This window comes from Pseudomonas sp. (genome assembly GCF_026224925.1).
Classification (GTDB): Bacteria; Pseudomonadota; Gammaproteobacteria; order Pseudomonadales; family Pseudomonadaceae; genus Aquipseudomonas.
On record NZ_JAMFRV010000480.1, the window covers coordinates 1 to 13657 of the forward strand.

The following is a 13657-nucleotide window of genomic DNA, read 5'->3' on the forward strand; positions in this document are numbered from 1 at the left end:
AATTTTTGGAAGTCGCCCGTACCGGCCCAGAGAATTGTCAGCGGTACAAAGGCGACGACGGGCATATAGCGTACAAAATCAACGAATGGCTCAATTGAGGCCTTCCAAAACCCATAACTCCCCGCCAGCACGCCAAAAAATATCGACATAACTGAAGAGATCAGAAAGGCAATACTAATTCGATAAAGACTGATCTTAAGGTCAGTCCATAAAGTCCCGTCGTTCGCCAACTGCACCATTTTTGCTATCACGGCGTGGGGGGCAGGAAGGAAAATGGGTGGCACGATGGCCATCCCAGTGAGTATCCACCAGCTAGCGGCAATAACAACGAACACTGCAATAGCTATTGTTAGATATCCCGCCTTAGATGGCTGGCGGCCTATCACAAAAAGGTTTCCCCTTCTGCGGCGCTTAGGCGTGGCGGTATTGATCACCCCACCCTCTCCTCTTTTGGTTTCGACGTAACTCATATGTTCCTCGCCCATCTAACCTGTCACTTATGTAGATACCGAAAAGCTGGAAGCCCCTCGATATCCACCCATGCATGGCAGTTAGTTGCCAATTACAGAATCCCTTGTCAATGGTTAACGAATTGACCATCAATCAACGCATTGGCGTCCACAGTGGTGTGCACCAGCCCTGCTGCAAGCGCAGCTTTCAATACCATAGGAAAAGTAGTCTGCTTAAAAGGGCCGGTCAGCTCATGAGCATTCTGTTGAAGGTCATAATATTCGACGCCGTCAAATGCAGTCGCCAGGTCTTCAGGCGTTGATCCTACAGCCTTGGAAATAATCGCACGGTCGGCAATGGTATTAGCGCGGTAATGGGTAACTGCGTCACCCCAGGCATTGACTAGCGCTTGAACCTGCCCCGGCCGCTTCTTGATGACATCTTCCCGAACGACGAGTACGTCGCTGACAATACCCGGCTGGTCTTTGCCGCTGAAGAGCAAATTGAGCTTGGGGTTCTGCTGCCGGGCAGCAGTCAAGTAAGGTTCGTAAGTCACGGCGACCGGTACGCGTCCTGCAATCAACGCGCCGCCTGCAGTACTGGCAGGCATCGGAACCGGATTGATGTCAGACCATTGAAGACCCGCTCTGGCCAAAGCCGTATGAAGAAGGATATCGCTAGTAGTGCCCTCTTCGAATGCGATGTCTTTACCTTTGAGATCTTTGATGGACTTGATCTCTGGGCCAGCAATCACTGCATCTGCCGTCATGCTCTGATCCAGCAACATTACAATCTTCACTGGAAGACCAGCCGAAATCATGCCCATGGCGGTGTGAGTAGCGATCGTAGCTGCGTCCAGCTGGCCGCTGGCCAACCCCGCGTTTATATCCTTGTCTTCATTGAAATTGATAACGTCGACTTTTTCCAAACCGTGCTTCGAGAACAACCCTTGCGCAGCAGCCACATGCACTGGGCCATATCCCAACCATGGTTCTACACCTAACTTAAGCGTCCCAGGCTCTACGCTCGGCTGAGCCGCCCACGTCGTTGCAGCCACGGCTAGGGCGCAAGCACTCACCAGATACCGCACCCCAGTTTTCAGCAATTGATTCATGTCATTTCTCGCTTATGGTAGGAAAGCATGGATTGCCCGGCGGTTACTTTGATGTTGCTCCAAATTGCCGCAGGTAGTAGAGGACGCAGATCTAGCCTTAACACGTATATACATGTAAGCACGTAGCGTGCCTGAACTTGAATCACTCTAAAAAAAACTCCACAAGCCACTCCTGTATGGCGGTAAAGGGAGCAACGTCGGCTCATTAGATTAACTGTAAGCAATAGCCGAGTGTGGTGAAATGACCTCCTTTGACGCGATCTGGTGACAGGATGCCCACTTAAGGTGCGTTCATTCGTAACGTTAAGGTTCGTAGGCGATGATGGCAACAGACCAGGAGTCAGCGTTGCAAATGGGGTGTTTGATAGGTCATAGCGCGGTCTGTAGACGCATATCTCTTATCCTGTATATACATGAAAACCCAATCTTTTTCGTTAAGGCATATCAGCGTAACTAAAGCCCTGTTGCTCTGTTTAGATCAACAGTCAGTCACTTCGCGATACAACTGAACTGTGTCATGTTGACTTCACACTGGTGATGGATCTGCACTATGACACTGCAACAACTTCACTACTTTCTTGCCGCCATCGAGCACGGTACGTTTTCCAAGGCCGCAGAGAGTTTGCATATTTCCCAACCCTCCCTTTCCGAGCAGATTCTGCGACTGGAAGAACATCTCGGTACCCACGTATTTATTCGTACCAATCGCCGGCTGATGCTGACCGAGGCGGGACGGCGCTTGCAGCCTTTTGCTCAGGGCATGGTGACGGCGGCGCGACAGGGTTATGAAGCCGTGCAAGCAGTACGGGAGCTGTCGGGTGGAGTGGCGAGTTTTGGCACCTTCGGTACGGCCCACCACTACTTTCTCACCGACCTGATCGAGCAGTTCCGCACGCTGCACCCGAACATGCGCATCAAGATTGTCGGCTACAACTCTTCGGAGATCGCCGAGTTGGTCAGCCAAGGCGAGATTGAAGCGGGCCTCGTTATGCTGCCGATCAAGCAACAAAACCTCACGGCCAGCGAGCCGGTATGGTCGGCTCAGGTGGGCTACATCAGTGCAGACCCCGAGCGGCTCAAGGGCCCTAAAACCATTCGTGACCTGGCCGTAGCGCCGTTGATCCTAACCGAGGCGCGCTGGAGTGCCGGCGACCCCATTCGCCGACTCTTGGCACAGCTGGCGGCAAAGGGTGGCGAGGTGCTGGATCCTATCATCGAGGTTGAGCACCAGATAACCGGGTTCGAACTGGCGGCGCGCGGGCTGGGCGATGTGATCGCGACCCGCCCAATCCTGCATCAGCTGGGTTTCAATGACCGTCTAGGCTGGGTGCCTATTTCCCCACCGATCTACGAAGTGTTCGGTTTCATTCATCGCCACGACACCCCAATTTCGCCCCCGACCCGGGTACTGATCAACTTGATGCGCAGTCATTTGAACCGTATCCAGAACCTCTACGCGCATTTGGAAACGACCTAGCTATAGGGGATGCCTATAGGACACACATGGCTTAGCCCATTCATCCGTCCTGTGCATGAACGGATACTCAAACCACGGACGCCAAAAACAGGCGCTTCCATCGTTCGAGGAGTGGGGAGTCGTAATGTCCAATCACTGTTGCATCATTGGCGCCGGGGCCGCTGGCCTCGCCGCACTGAAGACCATGACCGACGCCGGCTTCCAGGTGGACTGCTTTGAAAAGTCCGGGAACATCGGTGGCCACTGGAATACTGATTACGATGCCCTGCATCTGATCACCCCCAAAAGCAGCTCCTGCTTTGATGGGTTCCCCATGCCGACGGACTACCCTGTGTACCCGAGCCGCGATCAGGTGAAGGCGTACATGAACGCCTACACCGACACTTTCGGCTTGCGCGAGAAAATATCGTTCAACACTGAAGTGCGGAGCCTGGTCCCGCTGGATGAAAACGGCGAAGCCGGTTGGCAAGTGACACTCGCCGACGGAAGCAGCAAGCGGTACGCCGGTGTCCTGGTTGCTAACGGCCACTTGTGGGATTACAAAATTCCGGAAGTCGGTCAGCGGTTTACCGGGGTGTCGATCCATTCCGGCGAATACCGCAACGTCAAGCAGGTGCAGGGCAAGCTGCTGGTCGTCGGCTTCGGCAACTCCGGCTGCGACTTGGCGGTGGATGCCGCCCAAGCCCGCCTAGACACCACCATCGCCATCCGCCGTGGCCAACTGTTTCAGCCAAAGACCATTTTCGGCGTCCCCCGTGGGGAGTTGCCATTCCTCGGGCAACTGCCGCCCGAACAACAGAATATGGTCATGAACATGCTGATCATGGCCAGCGTTGGTACACACAAGAACTACCCCGGCCTGCCAGCGCCGGAAACCTACGACCTGGACGCGCAACCACCGGTGGTCAACACACTGTTGCTGTACTGGATTCAGCATGGCCGCATCAAAGTCGCTCCGGGCATTGAGAACATTGAAGGCAAAACGGTCACCTTTACGGACGGGAGTCAGGCCGATTACGACACTATCGTCTGGGCCACGGGCTTCAATACCCGCCTGCCGTTCCTCGATGAAAACCTGCTGCACTGGCGCGACGGCGCACCGCTACGCACTGCAGCGATGACGTTGCCGAGCAACCTGGAAGGCCTGTTCTATATCGGCCTGGGCGCACCGCGTGGCGCGCAATGGCCGGTGTACTGCGACCAGACGAAGCTGGTTATGCGCTTCCTAAAATTGCGCGCCGCCGGCATGAAAGGCCTGGCGGCCAAGTTCGCGAAGCTGCAACCGGCCGAGTCGCGTATTGATATCGTCAAACGTGAATGGCTGAGCAACTACCAGGATACCCAGAGCCAATTGGATGTTATGGAACTTACCCTACTGCCCACCGCCCCCCCTCCCTCAACTGGCTTGATCGGACACCCCCTATGAACAATGCACCTCACTCCAGCGTAATCGTCACCGGTACTTCGTCCGGTATGGGCCAGGCCGTCGCGCAACGCTTTCAAGATGAAGGTTGGCACGTTGTTGCCGTCGATGTGACGCCCAGCAAGCAGGCCCAAACCGCTCAGTTCTCACCGGTAGTGGGCGACGTTACCCGTGAAGAAGCGCTTAGCAGTGCCATCGATACGGCCCTGGACGGCAGGGCTCCGCTGCGTGCGGTCGTCAACGCGGCGGGGGTCTTTCCTACTTCATCGCTGGAAAGCTACAGCGAGTCGTTGTACCGGAAAATATTTGATATCAATGTACTGGGCTCATTGAACATTGCCCGCATTGGCGCGCGTCATCTGAAAGCGGCTGGTGGCGGCTCCATCGTGTTCTTTGCGTCGGTGGATGCGTTTACCGTCTCAAAAAATCAGCTGCTGTACAGCGCCTCCAAAGCGGCAGTGGTTTCGATCACGCGCTCACTGGCCATCGAACTGGCCGACCATAACATTGTGGTGAACGCCCTGGCGCCAGGCTGGGTTGACACAGAAGGAACCCGTGCTGGCGGTCGAATCGAAGCGGCCATCGAGTCCATTCCGCTAAAACGCGCGGCGCGCGTTGAAGAAATCGCCGATTGGGTCTGGCAACTGAGCGCCAAACCTTCCTACGTCACGGGTGAATCACTGTGCATAGCCGGAGGCGTTTTTATGCGCTGACCTAAACGCAGGCCCCACGCGCCAGACGTGGGCCTGTGCCTCCTATTGACTGCTGCCTCACTACAATTATTCCAGAGGGCAATATCATGGGCGAATTACACGCTACCGTAGTCCCAGAGTTTTTAAGCAACAGCGCTCCTGTTGAACAATCGCGCAAACGTCTGTCAAAAGCCGTTATCGGTGTGACCCTTGGCAACATGGTCGAATGGTTCGACTTTGCGTTGTACTCCTCGCTGGCGGGCATCATCGGCAAAACTTTTTTCCATGATGACAACCCCGCGACACAATTGATGGCGATCTACGCCACCTTTGCCGCAGGCTTTCTGATCCGCCCTCTGGGCAGCTTGATCTTTGGCCCCATCGGCGACAGATACGGGCGCCGCACTGCGCTGTCTCTCAGTATTTCGCTAATGGCCATCGCGACTTTCGCCATCGCCTTCATACCAGGCTATGCCAGCATCGGCGTGTTTGCCCCCATTCTGCTAATTATGATGAGGTTGCTACAGGGTCTTTCCACCGGTGGTGAATATGGCGGCTCCTGTACCTTCATTGCTGAACACGCGCCCGATAAACGTCGCAGCTTTTTCACCAGTTGGCTGGAATTTGGCAACATCTCGGGCTTCCTCATCGGTGGTGCCGTGGTGAGCCTGTTTAACCTCACCCTGGGTGAGCAAGCCATGAGTGAATGGGGCTGGCGGGTGCCTTTCGCTATTGGTGGTTTAATCGGCTTGATCGCGCTTTACCTGCGTTTAGGCCTCGAAGAAACACCGGTTTTCAAGGAGATCCAGAAAAGCGAAGCGCTGCAAAAATCTTCCCCTGGCAAGAAAGATAGTCTCTTCAGACTGATGATTAACGAGTGGCCACAGTTGCTCAAATGCATGGGCCTGGTGACCGTGTTCAACGTCACCTACTACATCGTTCTGGGCTACATCCCGGGCTACCTTGAAAACGTGCTCGGTTACAGCAATAGCTTCAGCTTGTCCCTGGGGTTGGCAGCTACATTGTTCATGCTCGTACTGATTCCAGTGTCCGGCCTTTTAGCTGATCGTCTTGGACGTAAGCGCATGATCATCTGCGGCTGCGTGCTGCTGATTGTGATGGCGTTTCCATGCTTTATGTTGCTGCACACCGGACAAGTCGGCTTTTTGTTCGCAGCCTTATTGATCCTGACTTTAGGCCAACTGTTCTTTGAAGGTGCGATGCCTGCGACCCTGACTGCACTGTTCAGCGCTCGCGTTCGTTACAGCGCCCTCGCTATTAGCTACAACATTGCCGTGTCGCTTTTCGGCGGTACCGCCCCCTTGATCAACACTTGGCTGATATCCAGCACCGGCAACCAAATGATTCCCGCGTGGTACCTGATCGCCGGGGCTGTGGTCGGTTTGATATCGATCCTGTTCGTCAAGGATTCCACCGGTAATCCCCTTCCAAAATGAGGCATAACATGACCAGTAAAACTGCATCGCGGCAAAACATTTCCTCGGGTGGCCAGTACGAATCCGTATTCGGTTATTCCCGCGCAGTACGGGTGGGTAACCACCTGCATATCTCCGGTACATGTGCGTCACCCGATTACGAACACAGCAATGCCTATGAACAAGCGCAGGCGATTCTTGTGACCGTGAAAAAAGTGCTGGCCGAAGCCGAGATGAGCGTTGAAGACGTCGTGCGCACCGTGGTCTACCTGCGAGATATTAATGATGCAGCATGGGTCGCCAAAGCCCACAGCGAAGTGTTCGACGACACCCGCCCCGCCAGCAGCCTGATCCAAGTGGATTCAATGCTGCGCCCCTGGCAGAAAGTCGAGATCGAAACTTACGCCATCGTTGCCGACTAAGCGCTGGCGTCCCGCCACAGAGGCCGCGACCCAAGTCGCGGCCTTTTTTAATACTTGCACGGAGCGCTACGACGTACATCCGACAGGCGTAAGCAGGAAGGTCGCGCGAATTACGTTGATCACTCCCGTTGCATTACCACCTTGTTATGAGTCAAGCTTTTTGACGACGGATTGTATTTTTTAACGCGGAGAATGGTGCAGGCAGCGGTGACCTGCGACGTCAGCACCGCGCATCAACAGTGGAAAGCGTGTGAATAAAACAACGGTAACGAAATACAAGCAACGGGTTTTCCCGTCGGTATTAGCGATCTGCTTTTCGCTGATGACGGGATGCTCGCACAGACCCGTCGCCGTGGTGGGTTCCAAATGCTACGCCACCGCCATGCCGACGGTAGGCGAAGGTGGATTGGCGTGGGGGGATTCCCAAAGATCGGCGCGCACTACTGCGCTGGATAATTGCGAGCGTTATGCAAGTCGATCAGGAGGAACGCCGTCGACGTGCCGAGTTGTCGAGGCGCGGTGTAAGTGAGGACCTATTCGCCAACACGTTGGCTTCGAGACCGACTTGTCGCCAACCACGTAAGAAGAGATGCGCTGTATATCTGCGCCGAACGTTTCGAGAGGATGACGGCCATTGGGTTTTCGCAGACTTGATCGTAGAAAGTGACAGGCTGTATTACTACCGTAAAGATAGTTAAAATATCGTAAAGAACACCTGCACAACCTTGCTTGCGACATGGAATAACTTAGTATGAGTTTTTCCACGTTGCAGGTATACGGCATGAGCAGTTCAGACTTGGGCATGATGATTATTTCACTGATTGGGATATTCGGCCTGGCTTCATTCCTCTTCGAAAAGTTAAGCGCCAATCACTCAAAGAGAAAAAAGGGGCGTCAGTAGTCTTTCAACATTATATCCAACCAACTTCTCGTAGTTTCCAATAAAGAAACGAACATCCCAAAGTAATACCAAGCACAATTATTTAATTTATAAAAGTTCTGCACGGCTTGGTGTGTATTGGGCAGCCCGAGGTTGTGGAACCCCATAACCTCGGCTGCTGAAAGGTGTGGCTAACTTCCCCGATGGAATCGGGGAAGCTCCAGCCCTAAGCTTTCTGCCGCCCGCCCGTAGCGGGTATCGTAATCGTAGTGCTCGTCGCGGCTATCGTTGCCAGCCGTACCAGCGTCACCGCTGGTGACGACGTTCCAGCCAGCCCGGCCTTTACTGATCAGGTCGAGTGATGCCAGGCGCCTCGCCACGTTATAGGGAGAGTTGTAGGGCGTCGTCAACGTGCCGACGAGGCCAATATGCTTCGTGCTGACCGCGAGCGCCGAGAGCAGCGTAAGTGGCTCCAGACTAACTATATTCATCCAGAGCGGATATTTGGGACACGCATGCGGTTACCCGTGAAACGGGAACTAGACTGCCATTTGCGGGTTTGCTGCAGTGTCTGACCAGAGCAACTCACACAATGTTAGGCCTAGGAGTATTTAATGTCCGATCTCACCGATCCACGAGTGTTCTTTGCCGCTGAGAGAACCTTGCTAGCGTGGAACCGAACCAGTCTTTCGCTTATGGCATTTGGCTTTGTAATTGAGCGATCCGGGCTACTGCTTCAGATGCTAAAACCAGGTGCCTTGGGCAGCCCAGAAAGACATTTTTCCTTCTGGATCGGACTGGCTTTTCTAATGCTGGGCTCATGGGTTGCATGCTGGTCATCGTGGCAGTACAAACGCGTTGTTAAAGCGCTGAAGCCAGTTGAAATTCCAGAGGGGTACAGCATCAACTCTGGCCCTATAGCGAATGTGCTTACCGCTGTCCTGGGCGCCTTGCTCATGGTCTATCTTGCCATCATATGAGTAACGCTCAGCCTCAAAGCCGTAGCGGCAGGTACTGGAAGCGGTTGAGAAAAATCACGAAAAATTCGTTGCCGTGCGCTCATGCGCCGCTGCTGAATAAGCATTGTTGATTCAGCTCAATAAATGCTCAGTCCCCCGGCGTTAAAATATGCCGAGTTACCGGGCTCTCGCAGCCCGGTGTCAGTTCTGGATGAGCTTGAATTCCAGGCTGATCGACGCCGCCAATATCGGTGTCGCCGTGGACAAACGCGTAAGTACCCTCCCCGCCCGTCGAAGCACTACTGAGGTGTGTTAATGGAAGTCGAAAGCACTCCGCGCGCGAATGTGTTTCGGGGTTTATGGGGACGCATTAAAGAGCATCCCCTATCAAAGCTGGGGCCAGGGCTCATAACCGGCGTGGCCGACGACGATCCTAGCGGCATCGCCACCTACTCACAGGCGGGCGCTCAATTCGGCTTGAACATGCTGTGGACGATGCCACTGGCGTTTCCCTTGATGGCCGCCGTTCAATCGATGTGCGCAAACCTCGGCAGAGTGACCGGCAAGGGACTCGCGGCCAACATCAAAACTGCGTTTTCGCCGATCGTGCTGCAGAGCGTCGTGCTGCTACTGCTCATCGCCAATGTACTGAACATTGCTGCTGACGTGGCCGCCATGGGGGAAGTTGCGGAGCTGGTCAGCGGCATCAATCGACACCTGATGACTGCGGTCTTCGTATTCGGGACGCTCGCGCTACAGATGTTCGTCCCTTACCACCGCTACGTCTTTTTCCTGAAGTGGTTGACGCTCTCGCTGCTGGCTTATGCCGCCGTCCTGTTTACGGTGCATATCCCTTGGAAACAGGTCGCCTTATCCACGGTCTGGCCCAGATTCACCCCGGACGCTACCGCCGCCGCGGTAGTCGTGGCGCTATTCGGCACAACCATCAGCCCCTATCTGTTTTTCTGGCAGACCTCTGAAGAGGTCGAGGACATGCAGAAAGCCCCCCTCAGTGCCGCGCTCATACAAGACCCGCGTACTGCACGCAAGGAACTGCGGCGCATCCGTTGGGACACCTGGAGCGGTATGCTCTACTCCAACATCACCGCCTATTTCATCATTCTCGCGACGGCCGTCACCCTTAATGTGGCGGGCGTGACCGATATCAACACCGCAGCCCAGGCAGCCACTGCACTGAGGCCACTCGCCGGCAACTTTGCCTATATGCTCTTCGCCCTCGGCATACTTGGCGTCGGCATGATCGGTGTGCCAGTGCTGGCCGGTTCTGGCGCCTACGCGCTGTCCGAAGCGATGGGCTGGCACGAAGGGCTCGAACGCAAGGTCCGCGACGCCCGTGGCTTTTACGGCATTATCGCCATCAGCGTGCTCTGCGCACTCGCCATCCAGTATTCGCCCATCAGCCCCATGAAGGCGTTGTTCTGGAGCGCAGTGATCAACGGGATCGTTGCAGTGCCGCTAATGGTCGTCATCATCCTCCTGGTGTCGAAGAAGTCGGTGATGGGTGACTTCACCGCGAGCCGGCCATTGATTGTCCTGGGCTGGATTGCGACTGTTGTGATGGGGGCGGCGGCGATGGCGATGTTTATGGCACCCTTCTGACCATTGCGCTCATTAACGCCCAGAGCTTGAACGCCGGACGATCTTGATCGTGTGCTTAACGTTCGGCTTGCGGGTTACGCTAATCGCTCTGGTGGTTACGGTGTCTATTGTGATGTTCCAGAACCCGCTGCTGGGCACGACGATCTTCGCTGGGAACTTGTCGAATGCGCCGCCATGGTAGGTATGGCGCCCGCCACTCTTGAAGCTGCGAAAATTAGCATCGTTCATAAGACGTATGTTGCAGGTATTCGAGCATTCGATGATCACAATGTCATCTTCGTTGAGGTGCTCGCGCTGGTGTATGAATTTCATGGAGACTCTGGGCGGTTAGAGCTGAGGCAAGACAATATCACGGCTGGTCGAGCGGTTGTCCCGCCAGCGGTAGTAGCGCAGCGCCAACGACGGTGCGAAAGCCATGTAGGCCGGGGCGGCGCAACGACACCCGCCCCCAGGCCGTAAAGACGAGGTATGGTTTTGCGCTGCATGTCCAGTTCGCCCATCCAGTAATAATCCCAGCGCACGCTCTTGGCAATCTGCGGGTGCAACCAGTTCAGGCGCTCGCTCATGACCTGACGGGTAAAGCCCATGTCCCGGCCCCGGAGTTCCTGCCAGCTCTGACCTGTGACCCGCAACCGGTACTCCTGCTGCTTATTTGCCGCCAGTGACATCGAGGAACGTGCCGATGCCGAAAGATGCTGATTTGCCGACCTCATCGAATAGAGCATCGACGTGGCGATCCGGGTTTCGGCCAACAGCCGCCTGTTGCTAGTGCCCAGTTGGGCAGCCAAGCAATCCCCTGCCCAGCGAGCACTGCATCGAGCATCGTCCCGAGATCGTTCAGTCTTTGCCCTCCCCTGCGGTGACGCCGCCGTCTGACCTCAATGAAGTGATCGCCTTCGCCTCTGTGACATTGCCTGCGCGCTGACGGTTTGACCGTAGCGCTTACCTGATGACGCTGTGCGCGCTCATCTACAGGTTTCATTCTTTGCAGATGGAACGGTAAGAAACGTAATACTTGCAGGCGCGAAAGTGAGTTCCCCAGCCGCGGTCGCTGACCCTTTCATCACTGGAAGCGCATCGTTGGCGCCAAGCTGCAATGGCGTACGATTCAACGAGACGGTCTTATCAGTCAGGCTCGCAGCCGTCAGGGTGTAGCGGTTTGCCGCAGCAGGGAGGATAAGCGAGCTAGTCTTTTTGCGATCCGTATTCAAGACAAGCATCGCCACACCGCCAGGCACGCCGCGCAAGCATTGCGCATAGACATGCATGCCTGCGCGGTTGGCAAACCCAGGGTCAAGGACCGTAGTCCCCATGAGGCGGCGCCAGAGCAGTGCGCCCCAAAAGTTGGGCTTGGGCTCGAAGCTGTTTTCGTCCAGTAGTCCGTAATCGCTGGCGACCAGTGTGTTGTGGATGATGACGTTCACGTCCTGACGAGCGAGTCGTCCGAGTTGGTCGAGGTAGCGAAAGGTGTCCAGGAAGGTGCCGGCCCAGGGATTTCCGCCGCAGGCCGCGTCTGCCGTCTCCGTGTTCCAGAAGGGCTTGCCCGGCATGGCCTTGTCGCGTATGCCCCGATAGTAGGCGAGCGTCTGGTCGGTGCGACCCAGCCAGTCCTCGGATAGCGCCTGATCGGCGCTGGTCTGGTGGCCCATAACCTTACAGCGCTGCGATGCAGCGCCATAATGGTGATAGGAGAAGGCGTCGGCGTCACCCGTCGAAGCAGCAAGCTCGGCCGCCGGCAACACCTTCTGGTTTCCGTATCCGCCCATGGCGACGGCCCAGTCAGCGTTCGCTTCTCCGACGGAGCCCGGCGCGAGGAGCTTCGTACCCGGATACTCCTTGCGCATGAAAGCGTCGAATACCCGAAAATCACGCCCGTACGCCACTGCGTCATAGCCTTGTGGGGCGCCACCCATCGAAGCCATCGTGGGCTCATTCATATACTCCACTGCGGCGACCGTTCCGCCATTCGCCTTGGTGAAGGCGAGCCAGCGGCGGGCTTGGTCGGGCTGCCAGACTCCATCCGCCCCACGCGTGCCGACGCCTGTCGGCATCGAAGTGACAATGGGCGCGTCTACTGCGCGCGAAAAATCGATCCCCGCCAACCACTGCTGACGCGTAAGCACACCACCATAACCTTGGGGTGGGTCCTTAGGCGGCGTGTCCGTGTCGGCGAAATAGGTCGTGTTGGCCCAAGTGCCACTGATCCGCATGTAGGCCGGACCAAGCGCCTTGGCCATGGCGCGCAACCGCTTATTGGTGAGGTCGAGTGGCGGGCGATACTGGTAGAGGCCAGGGTCCATTCCAGAGGGTGCATCGCCGCTCTGTGTTTCACTGCTCGAAGCAGCGGAAGGTGGCGCAGTCGTCTTTCCAATTTCCTTGTACGGTTTCCAGAATTTGCCGCCGGTCACTTCTAGCATCTCGACATTGTATGACTGATAGCGCTCGTCAATCGTGCCGACGCGCTTCATGGTGCCCGGGGCGAGTTGCACGGACGTAAGATCCTGCGCCTGCGTCAAGTGCGGCATGACCGCCATGGCGGTGAGCGCAACAGCCGTAATAGGTATCTTCCATAACTGGATCATGGCTTTTTTCTCATTGAAGATTCCAGACGCTCGCCGTCTGTACTTCCTGCGCCAGCTTTCTGCCGGAGAGCGCGGACTGCGCTAGGCGCATAACGCGCGGAGCTCTGAGCGGGTGTTCATTAACCATAGCACTCGCTCGGAGGCATCGAGCTGGAAATGCCGACGAGTAGGCGCCGATATTAACCAGGCTTTAAGGAACAGCTTCCCCACTCACGACGCTGCCTAAGCCCCGCGTCCGACGCCAAATAACGATCTTGATCAGCCAAGCGTGGAACGATATGGCTAGTCGCTCAATCGCTCAATCGGTTAGCCGGGTCAACCGCCATAGGGTGGTTCGACTGATCCCCAGCGCTCGTGCCGCTGCGGCCCGGTTACCGTTCACGGCACCAAGGGCTTCCAGCGCAATTTGCCTATCGACAGGAGGTTTCACACCGCCGTCCCTATGCGCCTCGCTAGTGACGTTGCTCCAACCAAATTCGGGAAACGCCGCCCGAACATCTTCAGCAGAGCCACCGTATAAATCTTCGAAATGAATAGCCGCCCGGGTAAGCAAATTGGCCAACTCGCGAACGTTTCCTGGCCATTGGTAATCGGCGAACAGT

Annotated in this window: 14 protein-coding genes and 1 pseudogene; 8 read left to right on the plus strand and 7 right to left on the minus strand. The window is 55.9% G+C overall.

From position 1 onward, the window contains the following. Both M0974_RS20570 and M0974_RS20575 read right to left on the minus strand, forming a co-directional pair. Nucleotides 1–470: ABC transporter permease (locus tag M0974_RS20570; RefSeq protein WP_367279038.1), on the minus strand; the 470-nt coding region annotated here is incomplete at its 3' end. Nucleotides 471–577: 107 nt separating this feature from the next. Continuing rightward, complete coding sequence (locus M0974_RS20575; RefSeq protein ID WP_297840977.1) at nucleotides 578–1564, minus strand: ABC transporter substrate-binding protein; 987 nt, start codon at nucleotides 1562–1564, stop codon at nucleotides 578–580. A 550-nt stretch (nucleotides 1565–2114) separates the two neighbouring features. On the opposite strand from M0974_RS20575, the gene M0974_RS20580 reads away from it, so the two are divergent. The 6 genes from M0974_RS20580 (at nucleotide 2115) to M0974_RS20605 (ending at nucleotide 7543) form a co-directional block, all read left to right on the plus strand. Further along, complete coding sequence (locus M0974_RS20580) at nucleotides 2115–3041, plus strand: LysR family transcriptional regulator (protein ID WP_297840980.1); 927 nt, start codon at nucleotides 2115–2117, stop codon at nucleotides 3039–3041. Nucleotides 3042–3165: 124 nt separating this feature from the next. Further along, on the plus strand, nucleotides 3166–4467 hold the full coding sequence (locus M0974_RS20585) for an NAD(P)-binding domain-containing protein (protein WP_297840983.1): 1302 nt from the start codon (nucleotides 3166–3168) through the stop codon (nucleotides 4465–4467). After that, complete coding sequence (locus tag M0974_RS20590; protein WP_297840986.1) at nucleotides 4464–5177, plus strand: SDR family NAD(P)-dependent oxidoreductase; 714 nt, start codon at nucleotides 4464–4466, stop codon at nucleotides 5175–5177. The genes M0974_RS20585 and M0974_RS20590 overlap by 4 nt, the downstream gene beginning before the upstream one ends. A gap of 86 nt (nucleotides 5178–5263) precedes the next feature. After that, entirely contained in the window at nucleotides 5264–6613 is a 1350-nt protein-coding gene (locus M0974_RS20595; protein ID WP_297840987.1) for an MFS transporter, read from the plus strand. Nucleotides 6614–6621: 8 nt separating this feature from the next. Further along, the gene (locus M0974_RS20600; RefSeq protein ID WP_297840991.1) at nucleotides 6622–7014 is read left to right on the plus strand and encodes a Rid family hydrolase; all 393 of its coding nucleotides are present in this window, start codon (nucleotides 6622–6624) and stop codon (nucleotides 7012–7014) included. Nucleotides 7015–7321: 307 nt separating this feature from the next. Continuing rightward, nucleotides 7322–7543 (plus strand): hypothetical protein, encoded by a 222-nt coding sequence (locus M0974_RS20605; protein ID WP_297841009.1) that lies wholly within the window; start codon nucleotides 7322–7324, stop codon nucleotides 7541–7543. A 584-nt stretch (nucleotides 7544–8127) separates the two neighbouring features. Here M0974_RS20605 and M0974_RS20610 read toward each other — a convergent pair. Continuing rightward, nucleotides 8128–8388: pseudogene (locus tag M0974_RS20610) on the minus strand (LLM class flavin-dependent oxidoreductase); the annotation flags it as partial. Between the two features lie 120 nt (nucleotides 8389–8508). Between M0974_RS20610 and M0974_RS20615 the strand changes: the two are divergent. Both M0974_RS20615 and M0974_RS20620 read left to right on the plus strand, forming a co-directional pair. Continuing rightward, nucleotides 8509–8874, plus strand: coding sequence for a DUF202 domain-containing protein (locus M0974_RS20615; RefSeq protein WP_297840995.1), 366 nt, complete (start codon nucleotides 8509–8511; stop codon nucleotides 8872–8874). A gap of 294 nt (nucleotides 8875–9168) precedes the next feature. Next, nucleotides 9169–10473: an NRAMP family divalent metal transporter gene (locus M0974_RS20620; RefSeq protein WP_297840999.1), complete on the plus strand. Its 1305-nt coding sequence runs from the start codon at nucleotides 9169–9171 to the stop codon at nucleotides 10471–10473. A gap of 12 nt (nucleotides 10474–10485) precedes the next feature. Here the strand turns inward: M0974_RS20620 and M0974_RS20625 are convergent, their stop codons facing one another. The 4 genes from M0974_RS20625 to M0974_RS20640 all read right to left on the minus strand — a co-directional run. Continuing rightward, nucleotides 10486–10785: a DUF1883 domain-containing protein gene (locus M0974_RS20625; protein WP_297841001.1), complete on the minus strand. Its 300-nt coding sequence runs from the start codon at nucleotides 10783–10785 to the stop codon at nucleotides 10486–10488. Beyond that, complete coding sequence (locus M0974_RS20630) at nucleotides 10782–11261, minus strand: hypothetical protein (RefSeq protein WP_297841003.1); 480 nt, start codon at nucleotides 11259–11261, stop codon at nucleotides 10782–10784. The genes M0974_RS20625 and M0974_RS20630 overlap by 4 nt, the downstream gene beginning before the upstream one ends. A 177-nt stretch (nucleotides 11262–11438) precedes the next feature. Beyond that, entirely contained in the window at nucleotides 11439–13055 is a 1617-nt protein-coding gene (locus M0974_RS20635; protein WP_297841005.1) for a hypothetical protein, read from the minus strand. Between the two features lie 298 nt (nucleotides 13056–13353). Then, nucleotides 13354–13657: helix-turn-helix domain-containing protein (locus tag M0974_RS20640; RefSeq protein WP_297841007.1), on the minus strand; the 304-nt coding region annotated here is incomplete at its 5' end.